The sequence below is a fragment of the Paenibacillus sp. XP01 genome, from assembly GCF_057364885.1.
Genome location: NZ_CP139481.1, coordinates 4,931,298 through 4,950,203, shown reverse-complemented (window position 1 = coordinate 4,950,203; position 18,906 = coordinate 4,931,298). Strand labels below are relative to the sequence as shown.

Sequence of the window (18,906 nt, the reverse complement as noted above, 5' to 3'; positions counted from 1 at the left end):
AGCATTTTTCTCCTCGCGGCCGCGAGGGTTTCCATGGAGAGGGGATGAACGGGCGATGCGTATGTTGCACACGGGAGATTGGCATTTCGGAAAAACGCTGGAGGGTCGGAGCCGACTTCGGGAGCAGGAGGATTTTGTGGACGAGCTCGTCAGGTTGGCCGACGAACAACAGGCCGATGCGGTGCTGATGGCAGGGGACGTGTACGACTCCGTCAATCCGCCGGCGGCTGCGGAACAGCTGTTCTATGAGGCTGCGGCCAGACTGACGGAAAAGGGCAGGCCGCTGGTCGTCATTGCAGGCAATCACGATCAGCCTGAGCGGGTATCGTCGGTCACGCCGCTGGTGAACAGGCATGGGATTACGTTGATCGGAACGCCGACCGCCGAGACGGTAACCATCCATGCCAAGCGGACCGGAGAGACGGCGCATATTGCGGCGCTGCCTTATCCTTCCGAATCACGACTGAATGAATTGCTCAGCGCGGATAGCGATGAACGCGTGCTTCGCCAGGCATACAGCCGCCGCGTCGGCATGCTGATGCAGCGGCTTGCAGCTTCTTTCCGCCCGGATACGGTCAATCTGGCGATGAGCCATATTTACGTGCTCGGCGGCGTGGAGACAGATTCGGAGCGTCCGATTCAGGTGGGGGGTGCATACACCGTAGACCCGTCCGCATTGGCTGTTGGCGCGCAATATACAGCGCTGGGCCATCTTCACCGGGCCCAGGCAGTGAAAGGTGACGGGATCATTCGTTATAGCGGATCACCGCTTGCATATAGCTTTTCGGAGGCGGGACAGAGCAAGTCGGTCACTATGGTGGACGTCGTACCAGGACAACCTGCTCAAGTTGAAGAAGTGCTGCTGTCCTGCGGACGGCCGCTGGTGCGCTGGAAAGCGCGCGGCGGGTTGGCCGAAATTCAGCGCTGGCTGGACGAGGGCAGGGATGCGCAGGCTTTCGTGGATCTGGAAGTATGGCTGGACGACGCGATGTCGCTCAAAGAGATCCAGACGCTGCGGCGGGCGCATGACGGCATCATTCACATTCGTCCGGTATATCCGGAGATGGAGGCGGCGGGCTTGCTGGAGCAGCGCGCGGAATTGCCTGTGCATGAGCTGTTCCGCAAGTTTTACCAGCGGCAGACCGGAGGGGCGCAGCCTGAGGACCGGCTGGTCCAGCTGTTTTTGGAGCTCGTGGACGAGGACGAGCCCGGCGTTCGTGAGGAGGTCGAAGCAAGATGAAACCGATTTGGTTGAAAGTGGCGGGTCTGCAGAGCTACCGAGAGCCGCAGGAGATCGATTTCACGGTGCTGACGGAGACGGGACTGTTCGGCATATTCGGACCGACCGGAAGCGGCAAGTCCTCCTTGCTGGATGCGATTACTCTGGCCATGTACGGCAAGGTGGAACGCGCCGTAGGCGGCACCCAGGGCATTATGAACCATGCGGAAGATTCGTTGTCGGTTTCGTTCGAGTTCGAGCTGGCTGCGGCCCACGGACCGCGCAGGTTCCGCGTGGACCGTACGTTTAAACGGACGGGCGAAGTCACCGTGAGCAATACGAAGAGCCGTTTTATAGAAGTGCTCGAAGATGCCGAGCCGGACGTGATTGCCGACAAGGTGTCCGACGTAAATCGTTGCGTAGAGGATGTCATCGGGCTGAAGATGGATGATTTCACTCGCGCCGTCGTGCTGCCGCAGGGCAAATTCGCCGAATTTCTGTCCCTGAAAGGCAGCGAGCGGCGCCAAATGCTGCAGCGGCTGTTCCATCTGGAGAAATACGGGGATCAGCTTGCCATCAAGCTTAGCCGCAGAGTGAAGGACAACGACGTGCAGCATCGAGCCATTGCCGCTGAGCAGCAGGGGCTGGGGAATGCAAGCCGCGAGACGTTGGAGGAAGCCGGGCAAGCCGTTCAGGCCGCGACGAAGCAAGCGGAGGCTTCCCGCAAAGCGTTGGAAGAATCGATGCAGGCCGCGGAGCGGCTTGGCAAAGTGCGTGAACTTGGCCTTGAACGCCAGGCACGTCAGGCAGAGCAGCAAAACTTGAAGGCACAGGAACCGTTGATCGAGGCGGAGGAACAACGGCTGAAACTGGCGACTGCAGCAGAGGCCATCCTGCCTGCATTGCAGGCGATGCGGGATGCCGACAGCGCAAGCAAGCTGCGGCAGCAGGCGGCCGAGACGGCGAGCAAACAGGCGGCGATGCATGAGCAGTTGTCCGCGCAGGCGGCGAGCCGTGCGGATCAGACCCGTGCCCTACTGGCTGAGGAAGAACCGCGGCTCGTATTGCGTCTGGAACAATTGGAACAGGCCAAAGAACTGCAAAAAGAGCGGGACGGCTTGCAAAGCGACACGCAGCGCTTGTCCCGGCTTTTGGAGCAAGGGGAAGCGGAACAATCTGCCCTTTCCCAGCAGTTGGACAAGGAACGGGAACTGCAGCAGCGCGGGCGCAAGCGGCGGGAAGAGCTGCAGGAGGACTTGAAGGTCAGCGAGGTGAAAGCTGACGAACGCAGGCAGCTGCAGATTGCGCTGGAGCTGCGCCATCGCCTGGAGGCGATCAACGAACAGCGTCGTAGCCATCAAGCCGAGGCGGATGCGGGCAAGCTTGCCTTGGAGCAAGCGGATGCCAAGCAGAAAACGGTGAGCTTGCAGGAAGAACGCCAGGCTAGGCAAAAAGAGCTGCTGGTTGCACAAACCATTGCAAACGTAGAAGCCTTGGCCGCCTGCGAGCAGGATATCGACCTTGAGCAGCGCTTGCTGGCCCGGGCGGAGGAACAATTGCAGGGCGCGTTGCGTGAGCAGGAGCTGCACCGCCTTTCCGCTGCCCTGCGGGCAGAGCTGCGCGACGGCGAGCCTTGCCCGGTGTGCGGGTCCGCGCACCACCCGCTCCCGGCGCCGCCGCCGGAAGAAGGTCCGCACGCAGGCGATGCGGACCTCGAACTGCTGCGCAGCCTGCAGGCGGAGCTGCAGGAGCTGCGCTTTGGGCTGCGCCAGCAGCTGCACGAGCGTCGCAGCCTGCTGACGCAGCTCGGCGCGGCGGCCGGCCCAGCCGCCGCCGAAGCCGCGCCTGCGGCAGCGGCGCAAGAGCCCGCCGGGGAGCCCGCGCACGCAGGCTCTCCGGCGGAGCTCGCGGCGCGTGCCGCCGCGCTGCGCCAGGCCGCGCAGGCGCTGGCTGACGCCGCAGCGCCGCTGCAGGGCGAAGCCGCCGCGCTTGCGCAGGCGGCGGCAGAGGCGCAGCAGCGGCGCGCGGAGGCCGCTGCTGCGCAAGAGGCCGGCCGTGCCGCGCTCTCGCAGGCGGAGCGCCGGCTGGCCGAAAGCGAGGCCGCTGCGGCTGCGCTGCAAGCCCGCTGGGCCTCGGAACTGCCGGGCATCGCCCCGGAGCAGGCTGAAGCCATGGTGCAGGCGATGCAGGAGCGCGATGCACGCTCCGAAGACATCAAGGAACGACTTAGCAAAAGCGTCACGTTCCTTGAAGAGAAGGAGCGGCTGATCCAGACGCTCCATCAGCAGCTGGTCGAGCTGGACAAACGGTTGATCCAGTGGCGGACGGAATGGCAAGGCAACACCAAACAGCTCGCCGAGAAAGAAGAACGTTTGCGCAAATGGGTCGGTGAGCAGCGCGTCGAGGAACTGATCGCGGCGGCCCAGGCGCGGCTAAGCGAGCTGCGACAGGCTGCCGAAGAGGCTTCCCGGCGTTATAAGGAAGCGGATGCCTTGAAGCAAGAGTCTGTCAAAAACGACGCCTTGGCTCGTCAAGCTGCCGAGTCCGCGGCCCAGCAGCTGGAGCAGGCCATGGAGCATTGGCGGCAATCGCTGGCGCATTCCCCGTTTGAAACCGATCATGAAGTGGAACTCGCCAAGGTGGAAGAAACCGAGGTTCTGCGGCTGACGGAAAAAATCCGTCTTCACCGCGAACGGGAACGCGAGCTGGCATCCCTGCTGCGCGAGCTGGAGCAGAAGTTGAACGGTGCGGAAGTAACCGAGGAACAGTGGCAGCATTGCATGACTCTCCTTCAAACCAGACGGGCGGAGGATGAAGCTGCACTTGCAGCGAAAGCCAGAGCAGAGCGGGATTTGGAGGATGTGCAGCAGCGGCATGTACGCTGGACCGAGCTGGAAAACAAACGGCTTGAGGTCAGCGAAGAGGGAGAGCTGCTGAGCAAGCTGCAAGCGGCGTTCCGGGGCAATGCCTTCGTGGAATACATTGCGGAAGAGCAGTTAATGCAGGTGAGCCAGGCAGCCTCGCAGCGCTTGCGTTTCCTGACCAAGCAGCGTTACTCCCTGGAGGTTGATTCCGGTGGCGGCTTTGTCATCTGCGACGATGCCAACGGCGGTGTCAAACGGCCGGTATCCACCCTGTCTGGCGGAGAAACCTTCCTGACCTCCTTGTCTCTGGCGCTGGCGTTGTCGGCGCAGATTCAGCTGCGGGGGCAATATCCGCTGCAATTCTTTTTCCTGGACGAAGGCTTTGGCACGCTCGATCCCGATCTGCTCGATACGGTGATCACTTCCCTGGAAAAACTGCATGACGACAGATTGGCCGTCGGCGTGATCAGCCATGTGCCGGAACTGCGGGCTCGTCTTGCCCGCAAATTGATCGTCGTCCCGGCGAACGAGGCGGGTGGCGGTTCCAGAGTTATGCTGGAAACGCTATAACCCCGGATTACGAGGAAAGCAGGCTGCCGATGAACGTGAGCTTTCTCACAGATACAGGTTCAGCCTGCTGTTATACTACAGTCAAGCCGACAATTCTTATTTACAAGTACCCTGGCAGACGTTTGATCAGGAATGTTCCTGAATAGACGTCTGCGGAAGTGTCTCCCACTGGGAAGATGCTCATGGGGTGCTTCTTTTTTTATCCATTTGATGTTGGGGTTTGTCCGCGATTGAACGTCTGCTCTGGCGCTGCCGCCCAAAAAAATGTAGGGGTTTCGTGCCCCATAGTGTCAATTCGCCCAGAACTGAATACGATGGGATCAGGAACAGAGGTTAATTGAGGAGGCGCAGCAACGTGGAAAAAATGGAAGCAAAGAAATTATGCATGGATCATTTGCATCGGTATGTATGCATCCAGATGGAGGACGGGAATCTTTTTGATGGGATCGTGGAACACGTGGATGACGACATGGTTTATCTGGCAGTCCCCGTTGGTCCTGAGGCTGCTGTACCTTATGCGAATCAGGCACCAAGCGTGATGCCTTCATCCAACATGCCGATCACGCCAATGCGTGGGTTTTATCCGGGATATGGATATCCGCAGCCATATCCATATCCTTATCCTTATTATGGTTATGGACGCAGACGTTTCAACAGACTTGTGCTGCCGTTGTTCGGGCTCGTGGCCTTGTCGCTGCTGCCTTATTATTGAGGCGGTGAACAGCCTCCCAACCCCTTGAGTTCAAGATCCTGGGAGATGGGAGGCTTGTTTTTTTTCAAATTGGACGTGAGATTTCAGTTCCGGTATGATAAAGAAGGATATACATAACATATCAATTAAAGGAGGGTATCCACTATGGATTGCTTGTTTTGCAAAATCGTCGAGGGCAGCATTCCCTCCAACAAAGTATTGGAGAATGAACACGTGATCGTATTTCATGATATCCAGCCTGCGGCGCCTACCCATGTGTTGATCATTCCCAAGAAGCATATTGCTTCCATGAACGAGGTAACGCCGGAGGATCTGCCGTTGATCGGAGAGATGCACCTGGCGGTGCAGGAGGCTGCCGAGCGTTTGGGCGTTAAAGATTCCGGATATCGTTTGATCAACAACTGCGGCAAGGATGGGGAACAGTCAGTGAACCATTTGCACTATCACCTGCTTGGAGGGACCCGCATCGGCGCCCTGACAAGTCTATCCGATTCACACAAATAATCGACAATTCCTTTTAGGTTGACACCTTGATTGTCTTTCGCCTATAATGAAAGGTGATGAACCGTGTTGTTGCTCTTGGACGGTCTGGTCGGAGGGAGGGAAAACTGGTGTCTGAAACTAAAGTTCGCAAAAACGAGACTATTGATGCTGCACTTCGTCGCTTTAAACGTTCCATCGCAAAAGATGGCGTCCTGGCCGAGGTGAAGAAGCGTAAACATTATGAGAAGCCAAGCGTGAAGCGCAAGAAAAAGTCCGAGGCTGCTCGTAAGAGAAAGTTTTAGGAGGATTTGAACTACCATGAATCTTAGCGAACGATTGAACGAAGATATGAAGCAAGCGATGAAGAGTAAGGATAAATTCAGACTCTCCACCATTCGGTTGATTCGTTCGACGATCAAGAATCTTGAAATAGATTTGAAAAGAACTTTGGATGACAACGAAGTGCTTGATATCCTGAGTCGTGAAATCAAACAGCGCAAAGATGCCCTCCAAGAATTTGACAAAGCCGGTCGCGATGAACTCGCGGCTAATGCAAAAGCGGAAATTGATGTAATTAGTCAGTACCTTCCTGCACAGCTTACCGAAGAAGAAATTAAAGTTATTGTACAGCAGACCATCCAGGAAACCGGTGCTTCTTCGAAAGCCGAGATGGGGAAAGTCATGGCCGCCCTGATGCCGAAAGTCAAAGGCAAAGCGGATGGCAAACTGGTTAATCAAGCAGTCCAACAATTTCTGCAATAAAGCAAAAACGGTAAACACCTCCTGAATGCTCAGGAGGTGTTTTTTCTTTCTCTGGACTCGGTTATCATTTTTTGATATTCCGTTTCAGTGTGAATAATGAATGACCATACTTAAACGAGTCATTGCATATCCGGCATGCTGGTAGACATGTGGTTTGTCTGCCTTGAGCCGGATAGCCGCGCCTGCGGGGACGACATATTCCTGATCATGCACCTGAACGATAAGCTCTCCTTCAAAGCCCAAATGAACTCCTCCGTACCTTTATTATGGGGGGCCGCCCGAAGCACTCCGTATTGATCCATTTCCATCATGTATGTCTCAAATGGTCTTCCATCTTCAATGGAGAAGTGGGGATATATCCGAATCCGCCCCTCATCTTCCGTCCACATGCGAACCGAATCCAATGGAATGACCGATGCATCTTGTACGGGCTCGCTGATCAAGGCCGTGATGGACAGCTTTAAGCCGTTGGCGATTTTCCACACCGTTGCAATGGAGAGGTGGGATTCGCAACGTTCGATCTGACCCAGCATCGTTTTGCTAATGCCCGTCACTTCGGCGAAGCTCATGATCGTTCCTTTCGGTGGGGGACGGCCCTGGTTCTCGTATATTGCGGAAATTCCATGTGGTGAGCTGCTTTGTTTGGAAATACATCTTTAATGGCATAAATTAATTTTGTCTTTTATGAAACGTAATGTTGCATTCTACGTAATAAATACCATAAGCTGGACTGTATAACGATATTGGAAAAGGGGGGATTATTTGTGAAAGGAATGCGTCGAATGTGGCTTGCGGTGCCGCTGATGCTTATCATGTTATTAATGCTGACGCTTCCTGTCTTCATGGGCGGGTCTTCTGCTTACGCGGCTGAGAACAAGACCGGGTCCGTGTACATCATTCCGGTTGACAAACCGATTGAGCAGGGGCTTGGCAAATTCATGGAGCGTGGATTCAAGGAAGCGGAGGCCATGGGGGCCGGACTGATCGTACTAGATATCAATACGCCCGGAGGGCGAGTGGATACTGCGGAAGCGCTGGGAACGCTCATCAAGGAAAGCCCTGTGCAGACCGTGGCTTTTGTGCGTGGAGACGCGGCATCTGCGGGAAGTTTTCTGGCGTTGAATGCAGATAAGATCGTGATGTCGCCAGGAAGCATGATTGGCGCGGCGGCGATGGTGGACAGCTCCGGTAAACATGTGGACGATCCTAAGCTGGTTGCTTTCTGGAAAAGCAAAATGCAAGGGGCCGCCGAAAAAAGCGGCCGCAACCCGGACATTGCTGCCGGCATGGCTGACGTAAACGTCGTTGTGGAAATGCCGGAAATCAACAAAACAAAGCAAAAAGGGGAAATCATTGCTTTGTCCGCCGAGGAAGCGCTGAAGGTGGGTTATGCCGACCATATCAGCAGTACTCCTGAGGAAGCTGCAGCATGGCTCGGTTACGGGAACAATGACGTGTTTACGATGGAGCGGACAACCGCGGAGAACATTTCTACGTTTCTGACGAATCCGGTCGTCATGACCGTGCTTTTGTTCCTGGGTATTGCAGGCGTGGTCATTGAGATGATTGTACCTGGATTCGGCGTGCCTGGCATTGTGGGCATCGTCAGCTTTGTCCTCTATTTTTCCGGCAATTACATTGCCGGGTTTGCCGGAGCGGAGACATGGATTCTGTTTACCGTAGGGCTGATTATGATGATTCTGGAAATGTTTATTCCGAGCTTTGGCATACTGGGTATTCTCGGCTCGATTGCGTTGGTTGCAGGCGTTGTACGGGCTGCATATGACACCAGCGACGCCTTTGTATCGCTCGGCATTGCTTTTGCGGCAGCGCTCGTGGTGATTGCCATCGTGGTTATTGTGTTCAAGGACAGAGGTGTCTGGAAACGATTTATTCTGAGTGACAGAATGACTGCAGACAAAGGCTATTCTTCTGCAACGGAGCGCAAGGAATTGCTTGGCATGCAAGGAATCAGCCTGACTCCGCTTCGGCCGGCCGGAACGGCGCTCTTTAACGGTGAACGTGTGGATGTGGTGACCGACGGAGGCTTCATCCCTGTGGATACACCGATCATTGTGGTTAAGGCCGAAGGAACGCGAATTGTTGTACAACAAGCTCTTCCCGTTTAATTCAAAATGCGTGCCAAAGTCATGAGCTTTGGCACGGTACATAGCCGTATGGCTAACGAATGCACCATTTTAAGGGTGTTTTTCGGTAAAACGCAGCATAGATTCACAAGGTGTGTTATGATTTTTGTTCATAAAACTAAGAAAAAATGGAGGAACTAACATTATGGAACCTGGTTTGATCTCTGTGTTGTTCATTGCGGTAATAGCCATTATCGTGTTGAGCGTGTTCTTCAGCTTCTTCCCGGTCATGCTCTGGATCTCGGCACTCGCGTCCGGCGTACGGATCGGCATTATTACTCTGGTGGCAATGAGACTGAGACGAGTTACGCCTAGTCGAATCGTGAACCCGTTGATCAAAGCAACGAAAGCGGGTCTTGGACTGACGATTAACCAACTGGAAAGCCACTTCCTGGCAGGCGGTAACGTAGACCGCGTTGTCAACGCCCTGATTGCTGCACAACGTGCGAACATCCCGCTGGAATTCGAACGGGCTGCAGCGATCGACCTGGCTGGACGCGACGTGCTGCAAGCCGTACAGATGAGTGTTAACCCGCGCGTCATCGAAACACCAATCGTTTCTGCGGTTGCCAAAGACGGTATCGAAGTTAAAGTTAGAGCTCGTGTAACTGTACGTGCCAACATTGACCGTTTGGTCGGTGGTGCCGGTGAAGAAACCATTATTGCCCGTGTCGGCGAGGGGATCGTCAGTACGAACGGTTCTTCCAATTCCCACAAAGACGTCTTGGAGAATCCGGATCTGATCTCCCGTACAGTCCTGGCTAAAGGGCTCGATGCAGGAACAGCCTTCGAAATTCTGTCCATCGATATCGCTGACGTGGATGTAGGTAAAAACATCGGTGCATTCCTGCAAACCGAGCAAGCCGAGGCGGATAAACGCATCGCACAGGCTAAAGCGGAAGAACGCCGCGCCATGGCGGTTGCCCAAGAACAAGAGATGAAGGCCCGCGTCGTGGAAATGAGAGCGCGAGTGGTGGAATCCGAGTCCCAAGTTCCACTGGCGATGTCCGAAGCGCTCCGCAGCGGCAAAATCGGCGTGATGGATTACATGAACCTGAAAAACATCGAGGCAGATACCCAAATGAGAACCAGTTTGGGCAAACCTGGCGACAATTCCGGCTCCGGCAATCAGGATGGCTCGAAAAACTGAGGATAGGCGGTGAGTGCATGTGAGCCTATTGGATTGGGTATTCGATAATTTGTACATTGTAGCAGTCATTGGCTTTGCATTGTTTTCCTTCATCGGAAAAGCAGCCAAGGCTGGCGACCCCAAAAAGAAAGGTACCCATACCGGGATGCCCACCTTTGGAGGTGGGGGAGAACCGGATTGGAATCGGCAGAATTCTCCTCAGCAGGCTGCGGGACCTCATTCATCGAGAGGCGCGAATGATGAGGACGAACGCGATAAAGATGAGCGATATGAGGATGAGTGGTACGATGACCACCGTGGAGAGCAGCACGATCAGCCTGCTGCCACCAATAACCGTGCCGATGATTTTGGAGGCCATCTTTCGGAGGGTAAGGGAGCGTCACTGCAGGAGCAGATGCTGGAAGTAGAACGTCAGCAGCGTCTTATTCAAGAGCGGATGGATCGGATTTCCTCCGCGAATACAGCTGCCGTTAGCCCGCTTCCGGATGAGCAAGGCTCCGACGCCGAAGCAGGGCGGTCCGTGCTGCGCCGGGAGGATATTCGCAGTGGCGTATTGTGGGCGGAAGTATTGGGTCCGCCGCGCTCTAAGCAACCCTTCGGGACCCGCGGAAAGCTTTAGTTTTTAAGTAGGCTATCTTATGACGAAATAATACAAATGAAGAACCGTTTTTTGGCGATTGTTCGCCGGAAAACGGTTCTTTTTGTTTTGCTCGGCCCTCCTTGCGCATAGTTCTCATATTTGTTTCCCTCATCGCATAAGTTGAAATGTATAGGAAGGGGGCAGACCTTCGAATGACCCGGATCAGCCGCAAGCTGCGGAGATGGACCAGCGAAGTGCTGGATCTGCCGCAGGATGTGCTTTATGATATGCCACGGTTAACCCTGATCGGCAGCAAGCAATTGTATATTGAAAATCATCGTGGAGTCATCCAGTTTACCCCTGAGCGAATCGTGCTTGCCTTGTCGCAAGGTCAACTGGAAATCAAGGGGACAGATCTGATGATTCGCAATATTATGCCTGATGAAGTGGCGGTAGAAGGCATCATTTTGGATATTCACATGAATGGAGTGGAGGGAAAAGGATGAAGCAGCCCAGTCTGTACAAACTGCGCGGAAACGTCCGCATTACGGTTACTGGGGAGAAGATCGAAGCGTTGATCAACCTGTTGACGGAGCAAGGGGTGGAGATTTGGGACTTGCGCGCCCGGGACGCACACACGGCAGAAATGAACGTGTTGCTGCCGCATTTTTTCAGGTTGCGTCCCTTGCTTAAACGGACAGGCTGTCGTATGCGGGTAACGAAGCGCAACGGTTTTCCCTTTTTTTTGGATAGACTGTGGAAGAGAAAGTTTTTTCTCGGCGGAATGTTGTTTTTCATCGTGGCACTGTTTGCGTTGTCTTCCATGGTCTGGAGCGTGGAAGTAAAGGGAAATGTCAAAATACCTTCCGACGTTGTGCTTGCTGCAGCCAAAAAAGAAGGGCTGTATCCTTTTCAATGGGGGTTCCGGTTACAGAGCCAGGACAAGCTCTCCAAACAGCTGGCGCTTGCATTGCCTGACGTGACTTGGGTTGGTGTCAGCAAGGAAGGAACGACCGTTACGATCCAGATCGTGGAATCCGCTCAGCCCAAGCCGGAACCTTTGTTGAATCCTCGGCATCTGGTCAGCAAAACGGACGCCGTAATTACGAACATATACGCTGAACAAGGGCGACCCGTCGTTCAGAAAGACATGCGCGTAAAAAAGGGACAGGTTCTGATTTCGGGCATATTGGGCGATGAAGAAAATACACGGACTGTTGTCGCAAAAGGAGAGGTCAAGGGCCTTGTATGGCGCGAGTACGAAATCGAGGTGCCTCTTGTGCAAAAGCATCACACGATGACCGGGGAGAGCAAGGAACGTTTTTACGTCGTGCTGGGCAATTGGGCCGTGCAGCTGTGGGGGTATGGGGACACCCCGTTTCGTTCGTATGACACAAAGAGCGACCATAAACCGCTCACCTGGCGTTCTCTGACCCTTCCGTTCGGGTGGTTGACCGAAACCGACTTGGAGACGCAGGATCGACAGGAGCAGCATACGGAAGAATGGGCCAGGGCCAAAGGACTGGAAGGGGCCAGAAACGACATTATCGCGAAAAATGGCAAAGGCACGAAAATTTTGAGTGAAAAAATTTTGCATGAGCGTGAAGAGAATGGTAAAGTTTATATGAAAGTACTATTTGAAGTGGAAGAAAGCATTGCGGAAGAACTTCCGTTAGTCCCTAGTCAAGGAGAATGAGGCTATTTGTCAGAGCAAACACGCAGCATACGAATCTCCCTGCAGAGCGCGGGAGAGGGCCAGGCTCTTTTTGGCCCCCAGGATATTTTTCTGAAACTGATTGAGAATGAAATTCCGGCCCAGATTGCATCCCGCGAAGCGGAAATCGTGATTCATGGCGGTATCCGGAACGTGGAATCACTAGAACAATTATTTGACGTGCTGTTGCAGTTGGTCCGCAACGGATATGCGTTGACCGAAAGGGATGTCCTGTATGCCATCGAGCTGGCGAAAGATTTGCGCGCCGACCAGCTTCTGGATCTGTTTAAAGGCGAGATTACAACGACATACCGCGGAAAGCCGATCCGAGTCAAAACCATCGGGCAAAAGCACTATGTAACCACAATCAAGAAACGCGATGTCGTATTCGGCATCGGGCCTGCTGGAACGGGCAAGACGTATTTGGCCGTCGTGTTGGCGGTTGCGGCTCTCAAGGAAGGCAGCGTCAAACGAATCGTGCTTACGCGTCCTGCGGTTGAAGCGGGCGAAAGTCTCGGCTTCCTGCCAGGCGATCTTCAGGAAAAGGTCGATCCGTACTTGCGTCCTCTCTATGATGCGCTGTATGACGTGATGGGCCAGGAACAGGTTGCCAAAGCGCTGGAACGCGGGCTGATCGAAATCGCCCCGCTCGCCTACATGCGCGGCCGGACGCTGGACGATTCATTTATCATTTTGGATGAAGCGCAGAACACCACGCCCGAGCAGATGAAAATGTTTTTGACGCGTCTCGGTTTTGGTTCAAAAATGGTCATTACCGGGGATGTTACGCAAATTGATCTGCCGCGGGGCAAAAAATCCGGGCTCGTGGATGCCAAAACGATCCTCGGCGATGTAGAGGAGATCGGGTTCGTTTATTTTGCCGAACAGGATGTCGTACGTCACTCCCTTGTGCAGAAAATCATCGTCGCATACAACGAAGCCGCGGAAAATCAAGTGTAGAAAGGGATTGTCTATCGTGACTTCGAAGGAAACGTCAAAAGGCAAATCTTTTCAAAAGAATAGAACAACAGGATGGAAGTATAGCGTGTGGGCACGCTATCTTCTGTTTTTGTTTCTGGTGCTGGTCTTTTATGTCAGTCTTGCGCCGCGGGTGCTTCCCGAGCGTTACGATATTCAGGAAGGCACGCGGAGCGAGGTGAATATCGCTGCTCCGATGCAAATTCCGAATAACAAGGCTACGCTGAAAGCCCAGGAAGAAGCGGCTGAGCGGGTTCAACCGATATATCAGATTGTGCAAATGCGTAATGAAAATTTGATGACAACGCTGCTTGACCGGATTGACCGTTTGAACCAGGATGATCAGATTTCCAGCCAGGACAAAATCGATATTTATCGGGACGAAATTCCGCAGCGGCAAAAAGATTTTGTTTCCAATTTCATCAACAACAACCGAAAAGCGGGTACATACTCGGAAACACTGCTTGAGGAAGTGCGAAATGTGGTGCAGGAGCAAAGTTACCGTATTCCGGAGGAAACCTACATCAAGATTTCCCGCCTGACCTCGGATGACATTCAGGAGATGAAGCCGGTTGCCCGGGATATCGTTTCCAGGCTGATGACGGACCAGATCAGCGATGCGACCATTGCTCGTGCAAAGGTGGCTGAAATGGTCAGCGTCAGTTCGCTTGGCAAACGCACGCAACGCGAAGTGGTTCAGGAGCTTGCCCGGCTTGTATTAACGGCCAACCGTTTCTATGACGAGGAAGGAACCAAGGAAGCCAAAGTGCAGGCACGGGAAAATACGCCAACGGTGTTCATCAAGCAAGGGGAAACGCTTGTTTCCAAAGGCGAGATGATTACGCCGGAGCTGTACTCGCTGCTGGACGAAAATGATCTGTTGAAGAACGAAGTGAACTACTGGCCGCAGCTGGGGCTGTTCATGTTGTCCTGCCTGTTATCGGCAGCGGTGCTGATGTACATTCAGCAGTGCAGCGGAACACATTTCAAGTACAATAATGCCCAATTGTTGATGCTTGTTTTAATATTCATTATTACGATCGTGGTTATGCATGTGACGGCGATCATTCAGACCAATGAGCAATCCTACGTCGGATATTTGGCACCAGTGGCGATCGGCGCGATGATGATTGCGCTTTTGCTGGATACGTCGCTTGCATTTGTTTGTTCGATCATTATCGGCATTTTGTCCAGCATCATCCTGAATACGCATCAGGGTCAGCTGTTCGATTTCGAATTCGGATTTTTTGCCGTACTGGTATCCTTTGTGGCCATTTTTGCCACGCACCGCGCCAGCCAGCGCTCCACGATCATCAAAGGGGCGATCATGGTCTGCCTGTTCGGTTCGCTTGCGGTCTTTACCGTGGCTTTGATGGATTCGGGGGAATGGAGCCGGACGACAACGTTATACGGCATCGGGTTTGCGTTTGCCGGCGGTGTGCTGACTGCGATTCTAGTCATGGGGCTAATGCCGTTTTTCGAAACCTCTTTTGGCATTTTGTCCGCGCTGAAACTGGTGGAACTGTCCAATCCGAATCATCCGCTGCTGCGCAAGCTGCTGACCGAAACGCCCGGAACATACCATCACAGCGTCATGGTCGGGAATCTTTCGGAGGCTGCGGCTGAAGCCATCGGCGCCAATGGATTGCTATGTCGCGTCGGTTCGTATTATCATGACATAGGCAAAACGAAGCGTCCGATTTATTTTATCGAAAACCAGAACAATATGGAAAACCCTCATGATTCCATCGATCCGAAGCTGAGCAAGTCGATCATCGTCGCACATGCCAGGGATGGGGTGGAGATGCAGAAGGACTATAAGCTGCCGAAGCCGATCCGGGATATCGCGGAACAGCATCACGGGACGACATTCCTTCACTTTTTCTACCACAAGGCCTTGCGCCAGGCAGAGGAAGCCGGCGTGGAACCGGACTTTACGGAGGAGGATTTCCGTTACCCGGGACCGAAGGCGCAATCGAAGGAATCCGCGATTGTCGGCATTGCCGACAGTGTGGAGGCCGCAGTTCGCTCCCTGCGTAAACCGACGGTCGAACAGGTGGAGTCCATGATCGGAAAAATCATCAAGGGACGGCTTGACGATCATCAGTTCAACGAATGTGACTTGACGATGCGCGAGCTGGACATCATAGCCAAAACGCTGCAGGAAACGGTGATGGGCATTTTCCATTCCCGGATCGAATATCCGGAGGAAATCAAAAAATCGAAGCCGGTTTCACCGGAAGCAGGTTGAACCGATTTTATTATGAGCAGACAGGAGCTAGAAAGAATGAGCCTTAACCTGGCATGGAATAATGAACAAGAGGATAAAGAAATTTCGGAATCCATGATTGCAATGCTCGAGCGATTGCTCGTGCTTGCCGGAGAAGCCGAAGGCATCGAGGAGGGCGAGGTAGCCCTGACTTTTGTTGACGATGCGCAAATTCATGAATTGAATCGCGACTATCGCGGCATTGACCGTCCGACGGACGTATTGTCCTTTGCGATGAATGAATCCGTTGACGAAGAGCTCGATATCATCTATGAGCTGGATGAGGATGAAGAGCTGGAGGAAATGCCCGAGGTGCTCGGCGATATCATTATTTCCGTTCCGCGCACGATTGCGCAAAGCGAAGAATATGGACACTCGTTTGAGCGTGAGCTGGGCTTTTTGTTTGTGCACGGTTTCCTGCATCTTCTGGGGTATGACCATCAGGATGAAGCAAGCGAAGCCGAAATGATGGGCAAACAGGAAGCGGTTCTGGCACGTGCCGGGCTGACACGATAATGAAAAGGCGCTCCTGGGGGTTGGTATTCCGCAATGCGGCGGAGGGAATCGTATACGGGCTGCGGACCCAACGCAATGTTCGGGTACATACAGGAGCAGCCTTCCTTATGTGTGCAGCCGGAGTTTTTTTCGGCATTTCCAAAATGGAATGGCTGTTTGTGCTTACCGCCATTTTTCTGGTGCTGGTCACCGAGTTGATGAACACGGCCGTGGAGGCTGCGGTGGACCTGGCTGAGCCTAATATTCATCCGCTGGCCAAAGCGGCAAAAGACACCGCGGCCGGTGCGGTTTTGCTGGCTGCGGTGTTCGCCGTCATCGTGGGATGCATCGTTTTTGCGAAGCCGGTCCTGCGATGGCTGGGGTTGTCATGAGGAATAAAGGGAGTGATTAGAGATGGATAAACAGGGATTGATGCAGCAAGCGATCAAGGCACGTACGAAAGCGTACACTCCTTATTCCCATTTCGGGGTTGGTGCGGCATTGTTGGACCATGAGGGCAACGTTCATCATGGGTGCAATATCGAGAATGCGGCTTATACGCCGAGCAACTGCGCTGAACGTACCGCGTTGTTCAGCGCCATTGCGGGCGGGCAGAAGCCGCGCAGCTTCAAAGCGATTGCGGTTGTGGGCGATACGGAAGGTCCCATCGCGCCTTGCGGGGTATGCCGTCAGGTATTGTTCGAGCTTTGCGAGCCGGACATGCCCGTTTTTTTGGGCAATCTGAAAGGAGATCTTCAGGAAACAACCGTGGCCGAATTGCTGCCATGGGCGTTTGGACCGGCTGATCTCGAAAAATCGACCAAACAGTAATGCAAAAATACACATTCCAGGCCTAGGCGCCTGAGGAGGAACATATGAAAAAACAAGCATTCAAATCGGGTTTTGTTGCCATCGTCGGCCGTCCGAATGTGGGCAAATCCACGCTGATGAACAAAATTATCGGGCAAAAAATCGCGATTATGTCGGATAAGCCGCAGACGACGCGCAACAAGATTCATGGCGTATACACCTCTGCCGAACAGCAAATCGTTTTTTTGGATACCCCGGGAATCCATAAACGCCAATCCAAGTTGGGCGATTTCATGAACCAAACGGCCTTGAACACGCTTGGCGAAGTCGAGGCGGCGCTGTTCCTGATCGACGCTTCGGAAGGTATGGGCGGCGGAGACCGTTATATTGCCGAGCAGCTCAAAAACGTGCGGACTCCGGTGATTTTGGTCATGAACAAAATCGACAAAGTAGAGCCGGAAGCCTTGCTTCCGCTGATTGAGGAATATCGCAAACTGCATGATTTTGCGGAGATCGTTCCCGTATCAGCGATGCATGGCAACAATGTTTCGACTTTGCTCGAGCAGATCGGCAAATACCTGCCGGAAGGCCCGCAGTATTATCCCGAAGACCAGGTCACGGACCACCCCGAGCAATTTGTGTGCGCTGAGCTGATCCGGGAGAAAATTTTGCAAATGACGCGTGAAGAGGTACCGCATTCCATCGCCGTAACCATCGAGGATATGAAGGTGCAGGATAACGGCGTGGTGTATATTTCGGCGGTTATTTTTGTGGAGCGGGATTCCCAGAAGGGCATCATCATCGGCAAACAGGGCGCCATGCTTAAAGAAGTAGGCAAGCGCGCCCGAACGGATATACAGAATTTGCTTGGCTCAAGAATTTATATGGATCTGTGGGTTAAAGTCAAGAAAGACTGGAGAAATCAGGAACGTGTGTTGCGCGACCTGGGCTTCCATCGTGATGCCTGACCCGGCGAGTATCCATTAATTGCAACACATAGTTTCCCTTGGAAAACTCCATCCTATCGGGTAGAAGCAGACGTCATTTCCGAAGAGAGGATGAATTCCGAGTGCGAGATTTTTCGTGGAAGGTGTTTACGATGACGGGGGATGTAGAATCTTATTTGCTATATACCGAGGCGTGTAATGCATTGGAACCGGAGTCGGAAGCTTCAGGGGAAGGAATCGAAGATGAAGAAGCCGAGAGTTGATTGGCATCTTCGGGAATGGTTAGGTGACGAGGCATGCTATACAGGGTGGAAGGGATTGTCATCCGCAGCATGGATTACGGCGAGGGAAATAAAATTGTTACGCTTTGCACCGAAAGCGGAACAAAAGTAGGGGTGCTTGTCAAGGGCGCCAAAAAGCCCAAGAGTAGACATGCTGCGCTGGTACAGCCTTTTACGTATGGCCAATATGTATACTTCCGCAACAAAGGTCTGGGAACGCTGAACGCAGGCGAGATCATTGAATCCAACCATGAGCTGAGGGAAGACCTGGTCAAGGCTGCTTATGCTGCCTATGCTTGCGAGCTTTTGGACCGGGTGCTGCAGGAAGAGGAAACAGGTGCATTTTGGTTCAAACAACTAAAGGCGTGCCTTCAGGCATTGAAGGAAGACAAAGACCCGGTGGTCATCACCGGTCTGTATGAGATGAAAATATTGCAGGCCGCAGGATACGGCCCGGCTCTGGACGAATGCATTTCCTGCGGACGCGAGCGTCCGCAGGAGCAGCTGTTCGTCAGTCCAAGACTGGGCGGAGTGCTTTGCAGGGCCTGCAAGCATTTTGATCCGCCGGCGATGAGTGTGGGGCCGAGGGCGCTTAAGCTGCTTCGTTTGTTTGCTCAGCTGGATCTGCAACGATTGGGCAGCATATCGGTCAGCGAAGACACCCGGGCCGAACTTAAACGAATCATGCGAGCCTTCATGGATCACCAGTTAGGGCTTCATTTAAAATCCCGTTCTTTTCTGGACCAGATGGAAAAGTACGGGATTTGAACTGCTCGTTTTTGAAAAAAAATATGTTCTTGACTTTTTAATAGGAATTATATATTATCAATGTAATTTCTCTTTTTTAGAGTCATGCGTAGAACGAGAGAGTAGCATTCAGGACGAATCATTGAGCGAGCCGGGGATGGTGAGAGCCTGGCTGAGT

At 53.5% G+C, this 18,906-nt stretch carries 20 protein-coding genes; 19 read left to right on the top strand and 1 reads right to left on the bottom strand.

Annotated features, from left to right (window positions below; all coding sequences use genetic code 11):
• Nucleotides 1-55 precede the first annotated feature (55 nt).
• From SNR34_RS22315 to SNR34_RS22290, 6 genes are all read left to right on the top strand, one after another.
• Nucleotides 56-1,240, top strand: coding sequence for an exonuclease SbcCD subunit D (locus SNR34_RS22315; RefSeq protein WP_343261733.1), 1,185 nt, complete (start codon nt 56-58; stop codon nt 1,238-1,240).
• Nucleotides 1,237-4,653, top strand: coding sequence for an SbcC/MukB-like Walker B domain-containing protein (locus tag SNR34_RS22310; protein ID WP_486180186.1), 3,417 nt, complete (start codon nt 1,237-1,239; stop codon nt 4,651-4,653). Before SNR34_RS22315 ends, SNR34_RS22310 begins: the two co-directional genes overlap by 4 nt.
• 364 nt (nt 4,654-5,017) lie before the next feature.
• Nucleotides 5,018-5,365, top strand: coding sequence for a hypothetical protein (locus SNR34_RS22305; RefSeq protein WP_339278455.1), 348 nt, complete (start codon nt 5,018-5,020; stop codon nt 5,363-5,365).
• A gap of 144 nt (nt 5,366-5,509) precedes the next feature.
• A complete protein-coding gene (locus SNR34_RS22300; RefSeq protein WP_236416695.1) occupies nt 5,510-5,869 on the top strand; it encodes a histidine triad nucleotide-binding protein in 360 nt (119 codons plus the stop codon).
• Between the two features lie 107 nt (nt 5,870-5,976).
• A complete protein-coding gene (gene rpsU, locus SNR34_RS22295) occupies nt 5,977-6,150 on the top strand; it encodes a 30S ribosomal protein S21 (RefSeq protein ID WP_005547957.1) in 174 nt (57 codons plus the stop codon).
• 16 nt (nt 6,151-6,166) lie between these two features.
• Nucleotides 6,167-6,610 (top strand): GatB/YqeY domain-containing protein, encoded by a 444-nt coding sequence (locus tag SNR34_RS22290; protein ID WP_236416694.1) that lies wholly within the window; start codon nt 6,167-6,169, stop codon nt 6,608-6,610.
• Between the two features lie 119 nt (nt 6,611-6,729).
• Here the strand turns inward: SNR34_RS22290 and SNR34_RS22285 are convergent, their stop codons facing one another.
• Nucleotides 6,730-7,179, bottom strand: a complete 450-nt coding sequence (locus tag SNR34_RS22285) for a helix-turn-helix domain-containing protein (protein ID WP_486180185.1) — start codon at nt 7,177-7,179, stop codon at nt 6,730-6,732.
• Nucleotides 7,180-7,383: 204 nt separating this feature from the next.
• Here SNR34_RS22285 and SNR34_RS22280 point away from each other — a divergent pair, with 204 nt between their 5' ends.
• The 13 genes from SNR34_RS22280 to recO all read left to right on the top strand — a co-directional run bounded on the left by SNR34_RS22280 (nt 7,384) and on the right by recO (nt 18,749).
• Entirely contained in the window at nt 7,384-8,739 is a 1,356-nt protein-coding gene (locus SNR34_RS22280; protein ID WP_486182503.1) for an NfeD family protein, read from the top strand.
• 163 nt (nt 8,740-8,902) lie between these two features.
• Nucleotides 8,903-9,907: a flotillin-like protein FloA gene (gene floA, locus SNR34_RS22275; protein ID WP_236416692.1), complete on the top strand. Its 1,005-nt coding sequence runs from the start codon at nt 8,903-8,905 to the stop codon at nt 9,905-9,907.
• 19 nt (nt 9,908-9,926) lie between these two features.
• Nucleotides 9,927-10,526, top strand: coding sequence for a hypothetical protein (locus SNR34_RS22270; protein ID WP_486180184.1), 600 nt, complete (start codon nt 9,927-9,929; stop codon nt 10,524-10,526).
• Between the two features lie 173 nt (nt 10,527-10,699).
• A complete protein-coding gene (yqfC, locus tag SNR34_RS22265; RefSeq protein ID WP_236416690.1) occupies nt 10,700-10,993 on the top strand; it encodes a sporulation protein YqfC in 294 nt (97 codons plus the stop codon).
• Nucleotides 10,990-12,183, top strand: a complete 1,194-nt coding sequence (gene yqfD / locus SNR34_RS22260) for a sporulation protein YqfD (protein ID WP_236416689.1) — start codon at nt 10,990-10,992, stop codon at nt 12,181-12,183. The genes yqfC and yqfD overlap by 4 nt, the downstream gene beginning before the upstream one ends.
• Nucleotides 12,184-12,189: 6 nt before the next feature.
• On the top strand, nt 12,190-13,161 hold the full coding sequence (locus tag SNR34_RS22255; RefSeq protein ID WP_236416688.1) for a PhoH family protein: 972 nt from the start codon (nt 12,190-12,192) through the stop codon (nt 13,159-13,161).
• Nucleotides 13,162-13,177: 16 nt separating this feature from the next.
• Entirely contained in the window at nt 13,178-15,430 is a 2,253-nt protein-coding gene (locus tag SNR34_RS22250) for an HD family phosphohydrolase (RefSeq protein WP_236416687.1), read from the top strand.
• A gap of 36 nt (nt 15,431-15,466) precedes the next feature.
• Nucleotides 15,467-15,964, top strand: a complete 498-nt coding sequence (gene ybeY, locus SNR34_RS22245; RefSeq protein ID WP_236416686.1) for an rRNA maturation RNase YbeY — start codon at nt 15,467-15,469, stop codon at nt 15,962-15,964.
• Nucleotides 15,964-16,335 (top strand): diacylglycerol kinase family protein, encoded by a 372-nt coding sequence (locus SNR34_RS22240; RefSeq protein ID WP_486180183.1) that lies wholly within the window; start codon nt 15,964-15,966, stop codon nt 16,333-16,335. Before ybeY ends, SNR34_RS22240 begins: the two co-directional genes overlap by 1 nt.
• Before the next feature lie 22 nt (nt 16,336-16,357).
• The gene (locus tag SNR34_RS22235; RefSeq protein WP_343261727.1) at nt 16,358-16,774 is read left to right on the top strand and encodes a cytidine deaminase; all 417 of its coding nucleotides are present in this window, start codon (nt 16,358-16,360) and stop codon (nt 16,772-16,774) included.
• A gap of 44 nt (nt 16,775-16,818) precedes the next feature.
• Complete coding sequence (era, locus tag SNR34_RS22230) at nt 16,819-17,721, top strand: GTPase Era (protein ID WP_236416683.1); 903 nt, start codon at nt 16,819-16,821, stop codon at nt 17,719-17,721.
• A gap of 101 nt (nt 17,722-17,822) precedes the next feature.
• Nucleotides 17,823-17,963: a YqzL family protein gene (locus tag SNR34_RS22225; protein WP_236416682.1), complete on the top strand. Its 141-nt coding sequence runs from the start codon at nt 17,823-17,825 to the stop codon at nt 17,961-17,963.
• A gap of 33 nt (nt 17,964-17,996) precedes the next feature.
• The gene (recO, locus tag SNR34_RS22220) at nt 17,997-18,749 is read left to right on the top strand and encodes a DNA repair protein RecO (protein ID WP_486180182.1); all 753 of its coding nucleotides are present in this window, start codon (nt 17,997-17,999) and stop codon (nt 18,747-18,749) included.
• Nucleotides 18,750-18,906: the final 157 nt, after the last annotated feature.